The sequence below is a fragment of the Arthrobacter sp. TJ-217 genome, from assembly GCF_058269255.1.
In genome coordinates this window covers 110,192-128,819 of record NZ_JBZCNJ010000009.1, presented here as the reverse complement: position 1 = coordinate 128,819, position 18,628 = coordinate 110,192, and the positions used below count along the sequence as shown (strand labels likewise).

The window sequence follows — 18,628 nt, the reverse complement described above, 5'->3', positions numbered from 1 at the left end:
TATGGGGAACTCCGCGCTGGACCTGCCAGATGACCTGATCCTTACTGCCCGGCAACTTCCGGGAGGAGCACAGTGGCTGCGGTCATGGCCCGCGCTCCTCGAGGGTTATCTCGGCCGCTGGGAGCTGACGCTTGATCTTCCTGCCGGGGGAACGCCGTGGGCAGGGCGGTGCGCGGTGGTGGTTCCGGTGCGCCGGGCCGGCGGGACGCCCGCGGCGCTGAAGATCGGGATCCCGCACGATGAAGCCCGCGCCGAGCCCGACGCCCTCGAATTGTGGGGAGGCAACGGAGCCGTTCGACTCCTTGCCGCGGACCGCAGCGACTCCGTCCTCCTGCTTGAGCGCCTTGAGGGAGACGAATCGCTCCTGTCGGTGCCACTTGAACAGACCGCCGCCGTGTGGGGGAAGCTGATGCTCACCTTATCGATCCGCCCCGGATCCGATCCCCTGTGGGCCGCAGTGCCGCTCCTGGCGGCCGAAGCCGAGACGTGGACCGACACCCTGCCAGCCGACTGGGAAGCCGCGGGTGAGCCGTTTCCCCGCTGGCTGCTCGAGCACGCGCTCGAGGTGTGCCAGGTGCGCGGAGCCGTGGGCCGGCGCTGGGCCCGGGACGTGCTGGTGCACTCGGACCTCCACTACGGGAACATCCTCCCGCGGCCGGAAGACGCCCCAGGTGGCCGCGAATGGGTTGCCATCGACCCCAAACCGCTTGTCGGAGACGCCGAGTACGCGCTTGCCCCGATGCTGTGGAACCGCCTCGGAGACCTTTCCCCGAACGACCCGGCGGCCCACCTGCGCCGTCGCTGTTCCTCCCTCACTGCGGCGGCCGGGCTCGACCCGGTGCTGGCCCGCGACTGGTCGGTGCTGCGCGAGGTCCGCAATGCGCTCGGCTACCTGAACAGCGGAGCCATCCGGGACGCGCGGCGCTCGCTGTGGGTGGCCAGTTCGCTGCTGGGCAGGACACTGCCCGACCTGCCGCCTGCGCACTGCCTCACCGGGTGAGCGGCCGGATGTTCTCTGTCCAGACGTCGTAGCCGAGCTTGAGGATCAGGGCGGCAACGACGCAGAGGAACACCCAGCGGATGAACTTGCTGCCCTGCCGGATGGCCATCCGGGAACCGAGGTATCCGCCGGCCATGTTGGCGGCGCCAAGGAGCAGCCCGAGCCCCCAGAGCAGCGAGCCGTGCGGCAGGAAGAACATCAGCGCGCCGAAGTTCGTGGCCATGTTCACGATCTTCGCCTTCGCGCTGGCGCCGAGGAAGCTGTAGCCGAGCAGGGTCACCATGGCGATGATCAGGAACGAGCCGGTGCCCGGGCCGATCAGCCCGTCGTAGAACCCGATGACCAGCCCGATTGCGCCGGCTGTCCCGTAGTGCCGCCGCCCTTTGTGCTTGAGCGCGGTCAGCGTGCCGACAGTGGGACGCAGCGCCGTGAAGATGGCCACGGCGATCAGCGCGAGGACGATGATCGGCTTGAACACCGACGCCGGCAGCGAGGCAGCAAGGATCGCTCCGCCGAAGCTCCCCGCAAGGGCGATGACCGCCATGGGAATTGCGGTCCGCAGGTCGGGGTGGGCGCGGCGGTAGTAGGTGATGGCGCTCGTGGTCGTCCCGAAGATCGAGCCCATCTTGTTGGTCGCCAGCGCCTGGACGGGCGTGATGCCCGGAACCAGCAGCAGGGCGGGCAGCTGAAGCAGCCCGCCCCCGCCGACGACGGCGTCGACCCAGCCGGCGGCAAGCCCTGCGATGACCACGAGCAGGACTGTTGCCAGCTCGATTTCCTCGAGCCCGGAGGTCACCGGCTGCCTAGGCGGTCAGCAGGCGCTGCAGGTGCGCGACCGCCTCGTCGAGGGGAACCGATTCGCTCTGGCCCGTGCGGCGGTCCTTCACCTCGATGACGCCGTCGGCCAGTCCGCGTCCGACGACGACGATCGTGGGAACGCCGATCAGCTCGGCGTCGCCGAACTTCACCCCGGGTGAAACCTTGGGACGGTCGTCGTACATCACGTCGAGGCCTGCCGCTTCGAGGTCGGAGGCGAGCTGGTCGGCGGCGGCGAAGATCTCTGCGCCCTTGCCCGTCGCGACGATGTGCACGTCGGCCGGGGCGACGTTCCGGGGCCAGATGATGCCCTTGTCGTCGTGGTTCGACTCGGCGAGGGCTGCGACGGCGCGGGTAACGCCCACGCCGTAGGAGCCCATGGTGACAGTGGCGAGCTTGCCGTTGGCGTCGAGCACCTTCAGCCCCAGCGCCTCGGCGTACTTCCGCCCGAGCTGGAAGATATGGCCCATTTCGATGCCGCGCGCCGCCTCGAGCGGACCCGACCCGTCGGGGGCCTCGTCGCCCTCTCGGACCTCAACGGCTTCGATCACGCCGTCCCAGGTGAAGTCGCGCCCTGCAACGAGTCCGAAGACGTGCTTGCCGGGCTCGTTGGCGCCGGTGACCCAGGTGGTGCCGGGGACAACCCTCGGATCGACGAGGTAGCGGAGGCCGGTGCTTCCCTCGGTGCCGAGGACTGCGGCGTCGGGTGCCAGGCCGGGGCCGAGGTAGCCCTTGACCACTCCCGGGTGCTTCCTGAGGTCCTCGTCGGTGGCCGGTTCGACTGCAACTTCGCCGCCCACCTCGAGGTGGCCGGCGATGTTGGCTTCGATGCGCTTGAGGTCCACAGTGCGGTCGCCGGGAACGCCGACGACGACGAGCTCCCTGCCTCCGGTGGGCAGTACCGCGGCGAGGACCACGTTCTTGAGCGTGTCGGCGGCGGTCCATGCCTTGCCGTCATTGGCCGCGCCGGTGTTCGCGTGCGCCACGAGGGTTTCGATCGTGGGGGTGTCGGGGGTGTCGCGCACCTCGGCCGCGGGGGCGTCCGCGTAGTCGATGGCAGCGGGGACAACGGTGGTGACGGCTTCGACATTGGCGGTGTACCCGCCGGCGGAGCGGACGAAGGTGTCTTCGCCGATGTCGGTGGGGTGGAGGAACTCTTCGCTCTTCGACCCACCCATGGCCCCGGCCGTTGCGGCGACGGGGATGACCTCGAGCCCGAGGCGTTCGAAGATGCGCAGGTACGCCTGGCGGTGCAGCTGGTAGCTGTTTTCAAGCCCGGCGTCGTCGATGTCGAAGGAGTAGGAGTCCTTCATGATGAACTCGCGCCCGCGGAGCAGGCCCGCCCGGGGACGTGCCTCGTCGCGGTACTTGTTCTGGATCTGGTAGAGGCTCAGCGGGAGGTCCTTGTACGAGGTGTAAAGGTCCTTCACGAGGAGGGTGAACATCTCCTCGTGGGTGGGGGCGAGAAGGTAGTCGGCTCCCTTGCGGTCCTTGAGCCGGAAGATGCCCTCGCCGTATTCGGTCCACCGGTTGGTCGCCTCGTAGGGCTCCTTGGGCAGCAGGGCCGGGAAGTGAACCTCCTGGGCGCCGATGGCCGCCATTTCCTCGCGGATGATCGCCTCAACCTTTGCCAGCACCTTCAGGCCCAGCGGCAGCCAGCTGTAGATGCCGGGGGCGGCGCGGCGGATGTAGCCCGCGCGTACGAGGAGGCGGTGGCTTGCGACCTCTGCCTCGGCGGGGTCTTCACGCAGGGTGCGAAGGAAAAGGGTGGAGAGTCGTGTGACCACGCTGGGGAATCCGTTCTTCTGGACCGGCCCGCCGGTGGCGGGAGACAACAGGTACCAATCTATCGGCTCGCGTGCTGCGGCGCCGACACGGCCCGGCCGGCCCGCGTGGATCCGGCCGGGGCACCGGTTGGGAGAGCCGTTGCCCCGGACCGGACCGTTGACGGCGGCAGGATTCAGAACAGGACGGTGGCGAAGGTTCCCGCCTGCGTGAATCCGACGCGCTGGTAGGCAGCGATCGCGCGGCTGTTGTAGGAGTTGACGTAGAGGCTCACTGTCGGCGCCACCTTCCGTGCCGCAACAACGACGGCCGCCATGTATCCGGCGCTCAGGCCGCGCCCCCGGTACTCCGGGTTCATCCAGACGCCCTGCACCTGGACGGCCTGGGAGGAGACCGTTCCGAGCTCGGCCTTGAAGATGACGGCACCGTCGTCGTCGAACGCCGCCAGGGAGTGCCGCTGGCGGATCAGCGACGCCACCCGGCGCCGGTAGTGCTCGGTGCCGCCGATATAGGGCGAGTACCCGACCTCCTCCTCGAACATCGCCGCGCAGGCGGGCAGGAGGGTGTCGAGTTCCTCCGGCCGGGTGAACCGGAGGCCGGGCGCCGGCGGGATGGCGGGATCACCGGTGATGGTGAGCAGCGGCTGGGTGGGGCGCAGGTCGAAGGGGTCGGCGCTGTAGTCCTGGAGGGTCGACCACATGGCAAGGACGGCGGGGGCCGGACCGAAAATCGACGAGAAGGTCCTCCCCGAGCGCCCGAGGTGCTCCCCGAATTCTGCGCCAGTCTCCTCGGTCACGCCGACCGGCACGAGATTGACCCCGGCCCAGCAGGCCGAGCGGAGCTGGCCGTCGCGGTACATTCCGACGACCTGCCCGCCCGTTCCCGAGGGGCTTCCGCCACCGAGGTTCTCGAGGTGGGATGCGAGGAAGACGTTCGCCACCGGGTCGGCGTTGACGAGCGACCACAGCGGGCCGGTGTCGCGTTGTTCAAGCACCCGGAAGGACCACGGCCCCGCCGGGTCTGCCGGTGCCTTAGCTAACGGTAACCATGGGGCCACCCTGGCCAGCATTTTCGCCATCGGTCTCCCCCATCTCTTCGGCGAGCCTCATCGCTTCCTCAATGAGGGTCTCGACAATCTGGTCCTCGGGCACCGTCTTGATGACCTGGCCCTTGACAAAAATCTGCCCCTTGCCGTTCCCCGAGGCAACCCCCAGATCGGCTTCCCGTGCCTCGCCGGGGCCGTTCACCACGCAGCCCATCACGGCGACGCGCAGCGGGACCTCCATGCCCTCGAGGCCGGCGGTCACTTCCTCGGCCAGGGTGTAGACGTCGACCTGGGCCCGCCCGCACGACGGGCAGGAAACGATCTCGAGCTTGCGGGGGCGCAGGTTCAGCGACTGGAGGATCTGGTTGCCGACCTTGATCTCCTCGACGGGAGGCGCCGAGAGGGAAACCCGGATCGTGTCCCCGATGCCCTTGGAGAGCAGTGCCCCGAAGGCGGTGGCCGACTTGATGGTGCCTTGGAACGCGGGGCCGGCTTCGGTGACACCGAGGTGCAGCGGCCAGTCGCCTCGCTCGGCGAGCAGCTCGTAGGCGCGCACCATGACCACCGGGTCGTTGTGCTTGACGGAAATCTTGAAGTCGTGGAAGTCGTGTTCCTCGAAGAGGGAGGCCTCCCAGACTGCCGATTCGACAAGTGCCTCCGGGGTCGCCTTCCCGTACTTGGCCATGAGCCGCGGGTCGAGGGAACCGGCATTGACGCCGATGCGGATTGAGGTCCCCGCGGCCTTCGCGGCAGCGGCGATTTCCTTCACCTGGTCATCGAACTTGCGGATGTTGCCCGGGTTGACCCGGACGGCGGCACACCCGGCGTCGATCGCCGCGAAGACGTACTTGGGCTGGAAGTGGATGTCGGCGATCACCGGGATCTGCGACTTCTTCGCGATGATCGGCAGCGCTGCGGCGTCGTCGGCCGAGGGGCACGCGACCCGCACGATGTCGCAGCCGGTTGCCGTGAGTTCGGCAATCTGTTGCAGCGTGGCGTTGATGTCCGTTGTCGGCGTCGTCGTCATTGACTGGATGCTGATGGGCGAATCGGATCCGACTCCCACCGAGCCGACTTTGATCTGGCGGGTTTTACGGCGGGGCGCCAAGACGGGCGGTGGCGCAGCTGGCATTCCTAGACTGACCGAAGTCAAAACATCCTCCATGGTGGCGGCATCCGCCGCTTGTCGGCCGATTTTTCTTTTCCCATTATCCACCCGGGGGCGGCAGGGGCTGGCTTAGAAGACGAACGTCACACGTACTGAGCGAATGCCCCGGTGACCGGCTTCCACTCAGTGGTTTTCACTGCCGCGATGGCGGAGTTCATGGTGAAGGGGTCGGTGCTGATGAGCTGGTGGAGTTCGGCTTCGGAGTCGGCGGTGAAGATCAGGAGGGCGCCGGTTCCGTCGGTGAAGGGACCGGAGGACAGCATCTTCCCCTGCTCCACGAGTCCCTTGAGCCACTCACGGTGGGCGGGGCGGTGCTCGTCCCGCAGTGCGGCGAGATCGGGGTTGTAGACATATTCGACTGCGTAAACACTCATTGCTTCAGCCTACGTGATTACCGGAGGGTGATTACCGGAGGGTGATTACTGCCACGGTGGCGACCCCCGCTGCCCACAGCATCGAGGTGAGGGTGCCGATGATGAACCGTTCCGCCGCGGCCGGTGTTTCCTTGAGCTCGGCGTAGCGGCCCAGGCCCTTGATCGCGACGACGTAGGCGATGGCGACTGATTCACCGCTGAGGATTGCGGCGGTTACCGCGAGGCGTTCGAGGACCCCGATCACGAGGCCGCCCCTCAGGATTCCGGGCGGAACGGCGGGGGCCGGCGGGATCACGATTCCTTCATCGCGTGTGGGGTGGTGTTCCCAGGGGTTCGGCCGCGGCGGGGCGGGGAATGCGAGCTGCGGCTGATCCGCCGGCTCCGGCCCTGATGCTGAACGGCGTTGCTGTGCGTCGACGCTGCGCGCGAACCGAAGCACCAGGGTTGTCACGGGCCAGCCGCCAAGGCCGGCAAGGAGAAGGGTGAGGAAAATCCACAGCACGTCCATCAGTTGTCCCGGTCTCCGTTCCCTGGGTTTCGCCGGGCCCCCTCGGCCCAGGTCAACAGTAGCGCCGCCGCCGGACGCGCAGCCCATTCCTCGGTCCATGCCGAGCGCGCCACGGCCTTGCTGACCGACTGCGGGGCGATGCCGAGTTCCCTGGCAACCGCTGTCTGGCTGCCCCACTTCCCCGGCTGGAGGCGGTCGAGGATGCGCCACTCAGCGCTCGTGCGGTGCATGACGTGCCGTCCAATGAGCGCAAGGACCGCCTCGGCCTCGGCGGAACCCGGCGGGCCTTCAACGGCCAGCGGCGCGCGGTCGCCTGTCTTCTTGGCCCGCTCGACGGCGGTGCGCGCCGCTACGAATGCGCTTCCGCGGCCTTCCCGGGGCGCCGCGGGCAGCGGGAGGTCGATGTCGCCGACACCGATGCCGACGTACCAGCCCCGCTCCCGGAGGCACAGCAGCGCCGCCTCAACGACGGCGTCGGCGGAGTCAAGGATCCCCTGGGCCTCATCCCCCACCGAACGCTCGAAGGCAGCGGCAACGGGAATCCGGGACAGGAGCCTCAGGAGGCTCGGGATGCGGTCGACGTCGTTGGAACTGCCGGCCTGGTCGATCGTGAGCACGAACATTTCTCAACCCTATAAGGGTGAATTTATAATTACAACCGAATTAGTACTCAAATAGAATTTCACCCTAACCGAACAGGTTGACCGGCTTGACGATGTCCGCGTAGATCAGCAGGACTCCCATGCCCATCAGCAGGATCGCCACGGCGTAGGTCACCGGCAGGAGTTTGGCCATGTCGAAGGGGCCGGGGTCGGGGCGCTTGAAAAACCGGGCGACACCCCGGCGGAGTCCCTCCCACAGCGCACCCGCCACGTGCCCTCCGTCGAGAGGAAGGAGCGGGATGAGGTTGAAGACGAAAAGGGCCAGGTTGACGCCGCCCACGAGCCCGATGAGGGTCGCGACCCGGGCGTTGAGCGGCACCTCCTCCATGGCGGAGACCTCGCCCGCGATCCTCCCGACGCCCACTACGCTGATCGGCCCCTCGGGGTCGCGCGGGGCGTCCGAGAAGGCGGCCTTGCCGACGTCGACCACCCGTTGGGGCAGGTTGAGCACAACACCGGCCACCCGTACAAGGGAATCCCCAACCGCCGGAAGCACCTCGCTTGCGGGCTGCGGCACCATCGCCTGCTGGGAACCGACGCCAATGAAGCCCACTTCCTGGGTGAGCGGGACGCCGGCGGCATCGAGCCGGGCGGTGCCGTCGTCGGCGGCCACCGGACGTTCGGTGAGCAGCGGCGTGATGGTGGATTGGCGGGTTTCGCCGTCCCGCTCGAAGGTGATCGGCACTTCCCGGCCGGCGGCTTCACGGATCCATACCGAGAACTGGTCCCAGCTGGTCACGTCCTTGCCGTCGAACGCGGTGATCGTGTCGCCGGGCTGCAGTCCGGCCTCGTAGGCCGGCGCGGCGGGATCCTCGGGAGAGCAGTCGGTCTGCCCGGTCGCAGCCTGCTGGCTGGCGGGGACAACGCACTTGTAGACGTCGGAGATGGTCGTTGTGGCCTGGGCCGTGCCGAACCCCATGATCAGGACGGCGAACAGCAACGTGCCGATCAGGAGGTTCATCAGCGGCCCGCCGAGCATGATGATGATCCGCTTGTAGATGGGCAGCTTGTAGAAGACCCGGTTCTCGTCTCCGGGGCGCAGCTGCCCGGCCGCCGCCTGGCGGGCGTCGTTCGTGAGCTGCTGGAACATTCCGGTGCTCGACTGGCGCGCCACGCCGTCTACGGTCGACGCCGGCGGGAACATTCCAACCATCGAAACGTAGCCGCCGGCCGGGATCGCCTTGATCCCGTACTCGGTTTCGCCCTTCCGCCGTGACCAGATGGTTGGGCCGAATCCAACCATGTACTGGGTTACGCGGACCTTGAAGAGCTTGGCCGGAACCAGATGGCCGATCTCGTGGAGGGCGATCGAGGCGCCGATGCCGACGGCGACGAAGATCACCCCGAGGATGAAGAGCAGGATGGTCAACGGATTTCCTTCTGGGCCGAGCAGCGGGAACGGGCGGCGGCGCGCGCCCATACCTCGGCGTCGAGCACCGAGTCGAGTGTGGCAGGGCCGGACGGGGCCTCCGCCTCGCGTGCCGAGTGTTCGGCAACGACTGCGGCCACCGTTTCGACGATGCCGGTGAAGGCCAGGCCGCCGCTGTGGAAGGCCTCAACGGCTTCCTCGTTTGCCGCGTTGAACACCGCCATGTGGGTTCCGCCCTTCGCCGCGGCCGCCTTCGCAAGAGCTACCGCAGGGAAGGCCTCCTCGTCGAGCGGCTCGAACGTCCAGGTGGCGGCGGCCCCCCAGTCGCACGCCCGGGCAGCTCCTGGAATCCGGTAGGGCCAGCCGATGCCGAGGGCGATCGGAAGGCGCATGTCCGGCGGCGACGCCTGGGCGATCGTTGAACCGTCGATGAACTGGACCATCGAGTGGATGACCGACTGCGGGTGCACGACGACGTCGATTTTCTCGAGCGGGATGTCGAAGAGGAGGTGCGCTTCAATGACTTCGAGGGCCTTGTTCACCATGGTCGCCGAGTTGGTTGTGACCACCTTGCCCATGGTCCAGGTGGGGTGTGCGAGGGCCTCGGCGGGAGTGACATCGGCGAGTTCCGACGCCGGCCTGCCGCGGAACGGCCCGCCGGAGGCTGTCAGGACGAGCCGGTCGACCTCGTCGGGCAGGCCGGAGCGCAGGGCCTGGGCGAGGGCCGAGTGTTCGGAGTCGACGGGGACGAGCTGGCCCGGCGCTGCGGCGTCCTTGACCAGCTGCCCGCCCACGATCAGCGATTCCTTGTTCGCCAGCGCGAGCAGGTGCCCTGCGCGGAGGGCGGCGAGGGTTGGTGCGAGTCCGATGGATCCGGTGATGCCATTGAGCACGACGTCGGCGTCGGGCCAGGCGGCAAGCTCGGACGCAGCATCCGGTCCGGCGAACAGGGCGGGCCGGTAGCCGCGCACCCCGGCGGCGTCGGCTGCCTTGCCGATGGCCCGCTCCAGTTCGTCTTCGCTGCACGCCGCAGCTCCGACCGCTGCCGCCCGGGTTGTGACGGCCTGCTGGGCGAGCATGGCCGGGTTGCGGCCGCCGGCGGCGAGCGCGGCAACGCTGAACCGGTCGGGGGCCTGGGCGATCACGTCGAGCGCCTGGGTGCCGATCGAGCCGGTCGAGCCGAGGAGAACCACCCGGCGGTGGCCGCGTTGAAGGTCGCTGAAGTCCATGAACTCAGTATCCCGCACCGCGTTCAGTGCGCGGAAACCGGAAGGGGCCGATGTGCGGTCCGGGGTTCCTGGATCCCGATGGCAGTCACTTCTGCGACCGCACGTGCTTTCCGCGGCCGGTGCGGTCAGGCATGGGAAAGCTTGCCCACGGCGTGCTCGATCGTTTCGTTTCCGGAGATCAGCTCAAGGATGGAGGAGCGCCCCGCATTGGTGCGAAGGAGCGCCGCGATGACGGCTGCGACGTCAGCACGGGGAACGGTTCCCCGACCGGTTTCGTCTGAAAGTTTCACCTTCCCGGTGGCCGGTTCATCGGTGAGGCCTCCTGGACGGAGGATGGTCCAGTTGAGGCGGGTCCGGGCGCGGAGGTCATCCTCCGCGGCGAGCTTCGCCACGAGGTAGGCGTAGAAGATGTCATCGAGCCCATCCGGGCGGTTTCCGTCCGCTACTGAATCTGCGCCGATGGACGAGACCTGGATGAAGCGCTCCACTCCGGCGAGTTCGGCGGCGTCGGCGAGGAGCACTGAGGCGGCCCGGTCCACTGTGTCCTTGCGCTCGGCACCGCTGCCCGGGCCGGCACCTGCGGCGAACACGACGGCGTCGGCACCGGCGAGGACTTCGGCGACCTGCGCGGCAGTGGCGTTCTCGAGGTCGAGCACCACCGGCGTCGCGCCGTCCTGCTCGAGGTCTTCGCGATGGTCGGCGTTCCGGATCAGCCCAGTGACCTGGTGACCTTCGGCCACCAGCTGGCGGGTCAGTTCGCGGGCGATCTTTCCGTGGGCTCCTGCAATCACTGTTTCCATACTGGGCCAACGGTGCCGGGGGCGGCTGAATTCCCGCTTCTCACAATGTGAACTCCGGCCAATCTGGGGCGGGGCGGCATCGCCGAAAAGTGTCGGTGGCAGGTGGCAGAGTTGGGTCATGGAAGCGCCGGCGCTGGATTCCGAACCCGCGGACACCCGGGTCCCTCCCGGTCTCAGCGGAGCGGTCAACCTGTTCGCCCCGGAGGAGCTCGACGGACCAGGGCTCAGCCGCACCCTTGAGCTGCTCGAGTCGCTGATCGGGTGGGCGCAGGCGGGGCAGGCGAGGATCCTTCACCTCCTGGAGCAGCACTTCCAGGACGCCGTCGCCAACGGCGCGCCCGCCGCCGCGCCGGGCCGGGAATCACGGGCCGACCGGGTACGGGCGAAACGTCTCGATGAGGAACTCGCAACAAGCCTTGCCGCCACCGAAGCTGCCTGCGTGCTGCGGATTCCGGAGCGGACGGCCCTCGGCCGGCTGCGGACCAGCCGCGCCCTGTGCGAGCACTTCCCCGCCACACTCGGGGCCCTGCGCGACGGCCACCTGGGTTACCGGCAGGCGCGCACCCTCGTCGACGAGGCCCTGTCACTGCCCATCGAGGCCCGGGCGCCCTTCGAGGCGCACCTGCTGGGCAAGGCCCCCGGACAGACAGCAGCGCAGCTCGCCCGCTCGGCGCGGCGTGAACGGGAGAAGTACCACTCCGAGACGATCCTCGAACGTTCACGCAATGCCGTCGCGGACCGCCGGGTGTCGCTGGCGCCCGACGTCGACGGCATGTGCTGGCTATCGGCCTTCCTGCCCGCCGAAGCGGCGGAGACCGCCTACCGCCGGCTGACGGTGCTGGCGCGCGCGGTTCAGGGACCCGATGAGCCGCGGACCCTCACCCAACTGCGGGCCGATTCCCTGGCCGACCTGCTGACCCCGGCCCGCGTTCCGGGCAGTGAGCATCTGGACGCCACGCCCGCCGCCCGGGAGGCTGGTGCGGCTATTGCCACTCCCGGTCCAAGCCCGGATCATCGGGGACCGGAGGCCGGTGCCCGGTTGGGCGCCGGCATCGTTGAGGTCCCGCCCGTTTCGATATCCGGCTCCCGGGAAGGTTACGGAAACCACGGGTCCGGTGGGGTCGAGGTCTTCCTCACGATCGATGTCAAGACCCTCCTGGGGATCACAGATCACCCGGCCGAGCTTGAAGGCTACGGTCCGGTCAGTCCGGAAAGGGCCCGGGACCTCGCAGCACTGAGCGGGAGTTTCCACCCCCTGCTGGTCTCCGACACCGGGAACGTCCTCGCGATGGGGCGCAGAGCCCGGTTCCCGTCCGCGATGCTCGCGCGGTGGCTGCGGTACCGCCACGAGACCTGCCGTTTCCCGGGATGCACCCGCTCCGCGGCGTCGTCCGACATCGACCACAGCGTTCCATGGTCCCGCGGCGGGGCCACCGACCACGGGAACCTCGCGCATCTTTGCCGCAAGCACCACGCGTACAAGTCCTCAACGCCCTGGAACCTCCGGGAGAACGACGCAGGCATCCTGAGCTGGTCGTCGCCGACCGGTCGGCGTTATCGAACGTTCCCGCCCGGGCTGCTCGCCGAACCTCCGCCGTTTTAGCTCGGCACAGCCAATCCCGTTAATCTGACCCATACCGGGACGATGTCTTTACTGCCGTGTTCAGTCGGCAGCGCGCGCCAGGACCTGCTCGGCGTGGCGAAGGATCGGGCCGTCGATCATGCGGCCGCGGTACTGGAAGACGCCTCCGCGCCCCGCGGCCTCGCGCAGCAGGTCGCGGGCCAGCGCAACCTCTTCCTCGTCCGGTGCGTAAGCCCGGCGCACCACCCCGGCCTGGGTCGGGTGGATGCAGGCCTTGGCGAAGAAGCCGGATGCAGCGGCGTCCTCCGCTTCGGCTGCCAGTCCGTCGAGGTCGGGAATGTCGAGGTACACGGCGTCGATCGCAGCGATTCCGGCCGCCCCTGCCGCAAGGAGGACCTGCGAGCGCGCGTGGGCGGCGACCCCGCGGTACGCGCCGTCGCGTCCGCGGCTTGACGTCCCGCCGAGGGAGGCAACGAGGTCTTCGGCTCCCCACATCAGCGCCGTGACGTTGGGCTGGATCGCGATGTGCGGCGCCTTGAGCACCCCTGCCGCCGTCTCGCAGAGGGCGATGACGTCGTAGGAAGGCAGGTGCAGTCCTACATCGCGGAGGTCTCCTCCCGATCCGGCCTTGGCGAGCATCACCGTCCGGTAGGAGGTCCGGCGAAGGGCCGCACAGTCGCGCAGGAAGTCCCCGGTGGGCACCGGGTTGATCCGCACGATGGTCCGCGCGGGATCGAGGGCGCTGTCGATGAGCGCCTCGCGCGCTGCTTCCTTGTTCTCGGGCGCCACGGCGTCTTCGAGGTCGAGGATGACGGCGTCCGCCCGCTCCGCTGCCTTCCGGTATCGCTCGGGGCGGTCGGCAGGGCAGAACAATAGGGACGGACCCATGGTGAAGCCGCTCACGACCCCTCCTCCAGCGGCGCACCGGCGCCCGCGAGTTCGGCAGCAGCGTGCCCGGCCTTCGACCACATCAGGACCGACCGCGCCGCCGAGGCAACAACCACGCCGTCCTGGTTCCTTCCGGTATGGACCATGGAGACAATCCCCTGTCCGGGCCGGGACGCCGACTCCCTGACCCCCGTGATCTCGGTTTCGGTGTAAAGCGTGTCACCGTGGAAGACCGGGTGGGGGAAGCGGACATCGGTGAGGCCGAGCTGGGCCACGATGGTGCCCTGCGTCAGCTGCGTGACCGACTGCCCCACCATTGTGGAAAGGGTGAGCATCGAGTTCATGAGCCTCCGCCCGAACGGCTGCGTCTGAGCCCATGCGGCGTCAAGGTGCAGGGCCTGCGAGTTCATCGTCAGCGTTGTGAAGAGCACGTTGTCGGCTTCGGTCAGGGTGCGGCCGGGCCTGTGGGCGTAGACCGCTCCGGGCTCCAGTTCATCGAAGTACAGTCCGCGCTGTTCGATCACGCGCCCGCGGGGCGTCCCGGTCTCCTCATCCATTGAGGCGGACCTCAAGGGGAGCCCCGGTCTTGGCGATGACTTCGTCGACCTCGACACCCGGCGCTGTCTCGCGCAGGATCAGCGTCCCGCCGTTGCGTGAGGCGTCGACGTCGATGACGGCGAGATCGGTGATGATCCGGTCCACGCAGCCCTTGCCCGTCAGCGGCAGCGAGCAGCGTTCAACGATCTTGGGTCCGCCCGAACGGTCGACGTGTTCCATCATGACGATCAGCCGTTTGGCGCCGAAGACGAGGTCCATCGCCCCGCCCATGCCCTTGACCATCTTTCCGGGGATCATCCAGTTCGCGAGGTCGCCGTTCGCCGCGACCTCCATTGCACCGAGCACCGCGACATCCACGTGCCCGCCGCGCACCATGCCGAAGGAGGCCGCCGAGTCGAAGAACGCAGCGCCCGGGTTGGCGGTGACGGTTTCCTTGCCGGCATTGATCAGGTCCGGGTCGAGCTGCTCCTCGGTGGGATACGGGCCGACGCCGAGGATTCCGTTTTCGGAGTGGAGGACCACCTCGACGGATTCCGGGATGTAGTTTGGGATGAGGGTCGGCATGCCGATCCCGAGGTTGACGTACTGGCCGTTCTCGAGTTCCTGGGCCACCCGCGCCGCCAGTTCGTTCCGTGTCAGTGCCATGGCTCAGGCCTCTTTCGTCGTACCGGATGTGCCGGCGCCGGATGTGCCGGAGCCGAGGGACACGGTGCGCTTTTCGATACGCTTCTCAACGTCGGGAACGAGCACGACCCGCTGGACGAAGATGCCGGGAATGTGGACGTGTTCAGGGTCGAGTTCACCGGGCTCGACGAGCTCCTCGACCTCGGCGATGGTGATCTTTCCGGCCTGGGCGCACAGCGGGTTGAAGTTCATGGCCGTCGCATGGAAGACGAGGTTGCCGTGCCGGTCACCCTTCCAGGCGTGGACCAGCGCAAAGTCGGGCCGCACCGATTCCTCGAGGACGTAATCGGTCCCGTCGAAGATGCGCACTTCCTTGGCCTTTGAAGCAACGATGACGTTCCCGTCGGCGTCGTACTTCTGTGGAAGCCCGCCTTCGCTCACCTGCGTGCCGACGCCGGCGGTGGTGTAGAAGGCGGGGATGCCCGCGCCGCCGGCCCGCAGCTTTTCGGCGAGGGTTCCCTGCGGCGTCAGTTCCACTTCAAGCTCGCCGGAGAGGTACTGGCGGGCGAACTCCTTGTTCTCGCCGACGTAGGAGCTGATGGTGCGGCGGATGCGGTGGTCGGCCAGCAGCACCCCGAGCCCCCAGTCATCGACCCCGCAGTTGTTGCTGATCGTCTCGAGCCCGCTGGTCCCCTGCTCGTGGAGGGCCTCGATGAGTGCGGTGGGAATGCCGCACAGCCCGAAGCCGCCCACGGCCAGGCTCGCGCCGTCGGGAATGTCAGCGACGGCCTCGGCCGGGCTTGGCACAACTTTGTCGATCACTGCGTCTCCTTCAACTCCGTTGTCGGCAGGTTACAGGCCAAGCTCGCGTGCGATAAGCATCAGCTGCACCTCGGTGGTGCCTTCGCCGATCTCAAGGATCTTCGAATCGCGGTAGTGCCGTGCGACGGCGAACTCGTTGATGAATCCATACCCGCCGAAGATCTGAGTTGCGTCGCGGGCGTTGTCCATTGCGGCCTCGCCCGCGACCAGCTTAGCGATCGAAGCCTGCGTCTTGAATGGCTTTCCGGCAAGCATCCGGGAGGCGGCGTCGTAGTAGGCGAGCCGCGCCGTGTGCGCGCGGGCCTGCATCCGGGCGATCTTGAACTGGATGGACTGGTAGGAGCCGATGTTGGTGCCGAACGCCTGCCTTTCCTTGGCGTACTTCAGCGACTGCTCAACGCAGCCCTGGGCGGCGCCGGTGGCAAGCGCCGCGATGGCGATCCTGCCCTCGTCGAGGATCTGCAGGAAGTTCGCGTAGCCGCGCCCGCGGGTGCCCAGCAGGTTCGCTTCGGGCACGCGGACGTCCCGCAGCGTGAGCGGGTGCGTGTCGGAGGCGTTCCAGCCCACCTTGTTGTAGGCCTTTTCGGCGGTGAAGCCGGGAGTGTCCGAGGGCACGAGGATCGTGGAAATCTCCTTCTTCACTGTGCCGTTCGCGCCTTCGGAGGTGCCCGTCACAGCGGTGACGGTGACAAGGGTGGTGATATCGGTGCCGGAGTTGGTGATGAATTCCTTGGTGCCGTTGATGACCCACTCGGGACCGTTCGGTCCGTCCTCGAGCCTCGCGGTCGTCCGGGTTCCCGAGGCGTCGGACCCGGCCTCCGACTCGGTGAGGCCGAACCCGCCGAGGGCCTTGCCCGAGGCAAGGGACGGAAGCCACTGCTGCTTCTGCGCTTCGGTGCCGAACCGGTACACGGGCATGGCGCCCAGTGAGACGCCGGCCTCGAGCGTGATGGCCACCGACTGGTCAACCCGGGCCAGCTGCTCGAGGGCGAGGCACAGGGCGAAGTAGTCCCCGCCCATTCCTCCGTACTCCTCGGGGAAGGGAAGCCCGAACAGGCCCATGTCGGCCATCTGCTTGACCACTTCGTACGGGAAGCTGTGTTCCTCGTCGTGCTTGGCGGAAACGGGCGCCACTACCTCATCGGCGAAGTCGCGCACCGTGTCGACGAGGTCCTGGTATTCCTCGCTGAGTTCAAAGTTCATCGTGCTGGCACTTCCTTCACTGTGGGTTGCTGAGGTGACGGCTCTGTCTGGCCGTTCGTCGGGTCTTCCGCTGACCCGGGGCCGGCCGGCTCGACGTGGATGCTCGCCACAACCTGGTTGGCCTTGACGAGGTCGCCCGGCTTCAGGGTGAGGTGGACGGTTCCGGCCACGGCGGCCACGAGTTGGTGTTCCATTTTCATTGCCTCGACGCCAAGGAGCACCTGGCCCGCCTCCACGGTGTCGCCGTCGTTCACCGACACCGAGACGACTGTCCCGGGCATGGGACTGCGGACGAGCGGATCGGCCGCCGCTCCGGCGCGGGCCACCAGTGCGAGCTGTGCCTGCAGCCGTGCGCTCCGGCTCTGCCGGCGCACCGAGACGGACCAGCCGTCCTCCCCCAGCCAGGCCACTCCGTCGTGGTGGGCGGTTGCGGCGGGGGTGCGCAGGCCGTCGACGACGGCACCGCCGGCGCCGTCGAGCTGAACGCTCAGTTCGGTGCCGCCGTCGACGGCGACGGCATAGGTGGTGCCGGTGCCGGACGGCTGTCCATCCGGCACCGGCCGGAGCGTCACCTGCCGGACGTCGTCGGGCCCCACTTCGAGGCTCAGGGTGCGGGGCCGGGGCGCACCGACGCGGAAGCCGTCCCTGCGCTGCCATGGCGGCAGTTCCGCTGCGCCGTCACTCCCGGCGGCGTTCGCGGATGCGGCCGTCGGATCCGTCCCGGCGGCGCCCGCGCCGGAACGAACCGGTGTCTCGGCCTCGAGCATCCCCGCCGCGAGAACGGCGAGTTCCGCGTCGGTGACGGCCCGGAATGCCAGCTGCGGCATCTTCCGTTCGATGAGGGTCGTGTCGAGGCGGCCGGCACGGACGTCGTCGTCGCGAAGGAGCAGCCGCAGGTATTCGGTGTTGGTGTCTATGCCGAGCACAACGGAGGATCCGAGCGCCGCGTCGAGCCGGTTCAGTGCCTCGGTGCGGTCCCTGCCCCAGGCGATGACCTTTGAGAGCATCGGATCGTACGCTGCGGGGATCGTCAGGCCGGGCAGCAGCGAACTGTCGACCCGGATGCCCTCACCTGCCGGTTCCTCGAGCCGCAGCACGGTGCCCGTCGAGGGGAGGAATCCCGCCTCGGGGTTCTCCGCGTACACCCGAGCCTCGACGGCGTGCCCGGTGAGGGCGACGTCGTCCTGGGTGAAGTCCAGCGCCTCCCCGGCCGCGATGCGCACCTGCCACTCGACGAGGTCGATCCCCGTGACAAGTTCGGTAACCGGGTGCTCGACCTGGAGCCGGGTGTTCATCTCCATGAAGAAGAACTCCTCCGGTGCGGCGTCGGAGACAAGGAACTCGACCGTTCCTGCTCCGGTGTAGTCGACGCTGCGGGCCGCGTTGCATGCCGCTTCGCCGATCCGGGCCCGGGTGGCCTCGTTCAGCAGCGGCGAGGGCGCCTCTTCGATGACCTTCTGGTGCCTGCGCTGCAGGGAGCATTCCCGCTCCCCGAGGTGGACGACGTTGCCGTGGCCGTCGGCGAGGACCTGCACCTCGATGTGGCGCGGCGCGGAGATAAGGCGTTCGAGGAACAGGGTGTCGTCCCCAAAGGCCGATGCCGCTACCCGGCGGGCGGTCACCAGCGTGGCCGGGAGGTCCGCCCGGTCGTGGACGGCGTGCATGCCCTTGCCGCCGCCGCCGGCCGACGGCTTGATCAGCAGCGGGTAGCCGATCGCATCGGCCGCCTCCACCAGCTGCGCATCGGTGAGTCCGGGCTCGGCAAGGCCCGGCACCACGGGAACGCCGTGGCCTGCGACGTGGTTCTTGGAGCGGATCTTGTCGCCCATGACATTGAGGGCATGAACCCCGGGCCCGATGAACACGATGCCAGCCTCGGCAAGGGCCTGGGCAAACCCGGCGTTCTCGCTCAGGAAACCGTAGCCGGGGTGTACCGCTTCGGCGCCGGTGCGCCGGCACGCCGCAATGATCGCCTCGGCCTTGAGGTAGCTTTCGGTGGGCGACGCGGGGCCGATCCTCACGGCGGTGTCGGCCTCGCGGACGTGCCGTGCCTGCGCGTCGGCGTCGCTGTACACGGCGACGGAACGGATGCCGAGGAACCGCAGGGTCCGGATGACCCGGCAGGCGATTTCGCCGCGGTTGGCGATCAGTACCGTCGAAAAGACTGGCCGCTGGGGGGTTGTTGGGGGCATGGG

18 protein-coding genes are annotated in these 18,628 nt (G+C 68.3%); 2 read left to right on the top strand and 16 right to left on the bottom strand.

Annotated elements, in window-relative coordinates; translation table 11 throughout:
• The first annotated feature begins 1 nt into the window (after position 1).
• Positions 2 to 1,000: an aminoglycoside phosphotransferase family protein gene (locus AC4D2R_RS15630; RefSeq protein ID WP_490941035.1), complete on the top strand. Its 999-nt coding sequence runs from the start codon at positions 2 to 4 to the stop codon at positions 998 to 1,000.
• Here the strand turns inward: AC4D2R_RS15630 and AC4D2R_RS15625 are convergent.
• From AC4D2R_RS15625 to AC4D2R_RS15580, 10 genes are all read right to left on the bottom strand, one after another.
• Entirely contained in the window at positions 990 to 1,796 is an 807-nt protein-coding gene (locus AC4D2R_RS15625) for a sulfite exporter TauE/SafE family protein (RefSeq protein ID WP_490903797.1), read from the bottom strand. The genes AC4D2R_RS15630 and AC4D2R_RS15625 overlap by 11 nt on opposite strands.
• A 7-nt stretch (positions 1,797 to 1,803) precedes the next feature.
• Complete coding sequence (locus AC4D2R_RS15620) at positions 1,804 to 3,603, bottom strand: proline--tRNA ligase (RefSeq protein ID WP_490941112.1); 1,800 nt, start codon at positions 3,601 to 3,603, stop codon at positions 1,804 to 1,806.
• Between the two features lie 173 nt (positions 3,604 to 3,776).
• Positions 3,777 to 4,595: a GNAT family N-acetyltransferase gene (locus tag AC4D2R_RS15615; RefSeq protein ID WP_490941034.1), complete on the bottom strand. Its 819-nt coding sequence runs from the start codon at positions 4,593 to 4,595 to the stop codon at positions 3,777 to 3,779.
• A gap of 37 nt (positions 4,596 to 4,632) precedes the next feature.
• Positions 4,633 to 5,799: a flavodoxin-dependent (E)-4-hydroxy-3-methylbut-2-enyl-diphosphate synthase gene (gene ispG, locus AC4D2R_RS15610; RefSeq protein ID WP_490903799.1), complete on the bottom strand. Its 1,167-nt coding sequence runs from the start codon at positions 5,797 to 5,799 to the stop codon at positions 4,633 to 4,635.
• A gap of 98 nt (positions 5,800 to 5,897) precedes the next feature.
• Positions 5,898 to 6,188, bottom strand: coding sequence for a YciI family protein (locus AC4D2R_RS15605; RefSeq protein ID WP_490941033.1), 291 nt, complete (start codon positions 6,186 to 6,188; stop codon positions 5,898 to 5,900).
• A gap of 31 nt (positions 6,189 to 6,219) precedes the next feature.
• Entirely contained in the window at positions 6,220 to 6,696 is a 477-nt protein-coding gene (locus AC4D2R_RS15600; protein ID WP_490941032.1) for a hypothetical protein, read from the bottom strand.
• On the bottom strand, positions 6,696 to 7,319 hold the full coding sequence (locus AC4D2R_RS15595) for a MarR family transcriptional regulator (protein ID WP_490941031.1): 624 nt from the start codon (positions 7,317 to 7,319) through the stop codon (positions 6,696 to 6,698). The genes AC4D2R_RS15600 and AC4D2R_RS15595 overlap by 1 nt, the downstream gene beginning before the upstream one ends.
• A gap of 64 nt (positions 7,320 to 7,383) precedes the next feature.
• Positions 7,384 to 8,778: a M50 family metallopeptidase gene (locus tag AC4D2R_RS15590; RefSeq protein ID WP_490941030.1), complete on the bottom strand. Its 1,395-nt coding sequence runs from the start codon at positions 8,776 to 8,778 to the stop codon at positions 7,384 to 7,386.
• Positions 8,724 to 9,956, bottom strand: coding sequence for a 1-deoxy-D-xylulose-5-phosphate reductoisomerase (gene dxr, locus AC4D2R_RS15585; RefSeq protein WP_490941029.1), 1,233 nt, complete (start codon positions 9,954 to 9,956; stop codon positions 8,724 to 8,726). Before dxr ends, AC4D2R_RS15590 begins: the two co-directional genes overlap by 55 nt.
• 125 nt (positions 9,957 to 10,081) lie before the next feature.
• The gene (locus AC4D2R_RS15580) at positions 10,082 to 10,756 is read right to left on the bottom strand and encodes an SDR family oxidoreductase (RefSeq protein ID WP_490941028.1); all 675 of its coding nucleotides are present in this window, start codon (positions 10,754 to 10,756) and stop codon (positions 10,082 to 10,084) included.
• Positions 10,757 to 10,874: 118 nt separating this feature from the next.
• Between AC4D2R_RS15580 and AC4D2R_RS15575 the strand changes: the two genes are divergently transcribed.
• Positions 10,875 to 12,359 carry an HNH endonuclease signature motif containing protein gene (locus tag AC4D2R_RS15575; protein WP_490941027.1) on the top strand — a complete coding sequence of 495 codons (1,485 nt, stop codon included), beginning with the start codon at positions 10,875 to 10,877 and terminating at the stop codon, positions 12,357 to 12,359.
• A gap of 60 nt (positions 12,360 to 12,419) precedes the next feature.
• Here the strand turns inward: AC4D2R_RS15575 and AC4D2R_RS15570 are convergent, their stop codons facing one another.
• Genes AC4D2R_RS15570 through AC4D2R_RS15545 form a run of 6 tightly spaced genes read right to left on the bottom strand, consistent with a single transcriptional unit; the run spans position 12,420 to position 18,625 of the window.
• Positions 12,420 to 13,226: an HpcH/HpaI aldolase/citrate lyase family protein gene (locus AC4D2R_RS15570; RefSeq protein WP_490903907.1), complete on the bottom strand. Its 807-nt coding sequence runs from the start codon at positions 13,224 to 13,226 to the stop codon at positions 12,420 to 12,422.
• Between the two features lie 11 nt (positions 13,227 to 13,237).
• The gene (locus AC4D2R_RS15565) at positions 13,238 to 13,783 is read right to left on the bottom strand and encodes a MaoC family dehydratase (protein ID WP_490941026.1); all 546 of its coding nucleotides are present in this window, start codon (positions 13,781 to 13,783) and stop codon (positions 13,238 to 13,240) included.
• On the bottom strand, positions 13,776 to 14,429 hold the full coding sequence (locus tag AC4D2R_RS15560) for a CoA transferase subunit B (protein WP_490903808.1): 654 nt from the start codon (positions 14,427 to 14,429) through the stop codon (positions 13,776 to 13,778). The genes AC4D2R_RS15565 and AC4D2R_RS15560 overlap by 8 nt, the downstream gene beginning before the upstream one ends.
• Before the next feature lie 3 nt (positions 14,430 to 14,432).
• Positions 14,433 to 15,230, bottom strand: a complete 798-nt coding sequence (locus AC4D2R_RS15555; RefSeq protein WP_490941025.1) for a CoA transferase subunit A — start codon at positions 15,228 to 15,230, stop codon at positions 14,433 to 14,435.
• Between the two features lie 30 nt (positions 15,231 to 15,260).
• Complete coding sequence (locus tag AC4D2R_RS15550) at positions 15,261 to 16,433, bottom strand: acyl-CoA dehydrogenase family protein (protein WP_490941024.1); 1,173 nt, start codon at positions 16,431 to 16,433, stop codon at positions 15,261 to 15,263.
• The gene (locus tag AC4D2R_RS15545; protein WP_490941023.1) at positions 16,430 to 18,625 is read right to left on the bottom strand and encodes an acetyl/propionyl/methylcrotonyl-CoA carboxylase subunit alpha; all 2,196 of its coding nucleotides are present in this window, start codon (positions 18,623 to 18,625) and stop codon (positions 16,430 to 16,432) included. Before AC4D2R_RS15545 ends, AC4D2R_RS15550 begins: the two co-directional genes overlap by 4 nt.
• Between the last annotated feature and the right edge of the window lie 3 nt (positions 18,626 to 18,628).

Excerpts from the sequence above, each read along its gene's own strand:
- AC4D2R_RS15570 (WP_490903907.1), bottom strand. The coding sequence starts at position 13,226 with ATGGGTCCGTCCCTATTGTTCTGCCCTGCCGACCGCCCCGAGCGATAC.
- AC4D2R_RS15630 (WP_490941035.1), top strand. The coding sequence starts at position 2 with ATGGGGAACTCCGCGCTGGACCTGCCAGATGACCTGATCCTTACTGCC.
- AC4D2R_RS15565 (WP_490941026.1), bottom strand. The coding sequence starts at position 13,783 with ATGGATGAGGAGACCGGGACGCCCCGCGGGCGCGTGATCGAACAGCGC.
- AC4D2R_RS15600 (WP_490941032.1), bottom strand. The coding sequence starts at position 6,696 with ATGGACGTGCTGTGGATTTTCCTCACCCTTCTCCTTGCCGGCCTTGGC.
- AC4D2R_RS15590 (WP_490941030.1), bottom strand. The coding sequence starts at position 8,778 with ATGGGCGCGCGCCGCCGCCCGTTCCCGCTGCTCGGCCCAGAAGGAAAT.
- AC4D2R_RS15550 (WP_490941024.1), bottom strand. The coding sequence starts at position 16,433 with ATGAACTTTGAACTCAGCGAGGAATACCAGGACCTCGTCGACACGGTG.
- dxr (WP_490941029.1), bottom strand. The coding sequence starts at position 9,956 with ATGGACTTCAGCGACCTTCAACGCGGCCACCGCCGGGTGGTTCTCCTC.
- AC4D2R_RS15545 (WP_490941023.1), bottom strand. The coding sequence starts at position 18,625 with ATGCCCCCAACAACCCCCCAGCGGCCAGTCTTTTCGACGGTACTGATC.
- AC4D2R_RS15595 (WP_490941031.1), bottom strand. The coding sequence starts at position 7,319 with ATGTTCGTGCTCACGATCGACCAGGCCGGCAGTTCCAACGACGTCGAC.
- AC4D2R_RS15580 (WP_490941028.1), bottom strand. The coding sequence starts at position 10,756 with ATGGAAACAGTGATTGCAGGAGCCCACGGAAAGATCGCCCGCGAACTG.
- AC4D2R_RS15605 (WP_490941033.1), bottom strand. The coding sequence starts at position 6,188 with ATGAGTGTTTACGCAGTCGAATATGTCTACAACCCCGATCTCGCCGCA.
- AC4D2R_RS15575 (WP_490941027.1), top strand. The coding sequence starts at position 10,875 with ATGGAAGCGCCGGCGCTGGATTCCGAACCCGCGGACACCCGGGTCCCT.
- AC4D2R_RS15560 (WP_490903808.1), bottom strand. The coding sequence starts at position 14,429 with ATGGCACTGACACGGAACGAACTGGCGGCGCGGGTGGCCCAGGAACTC.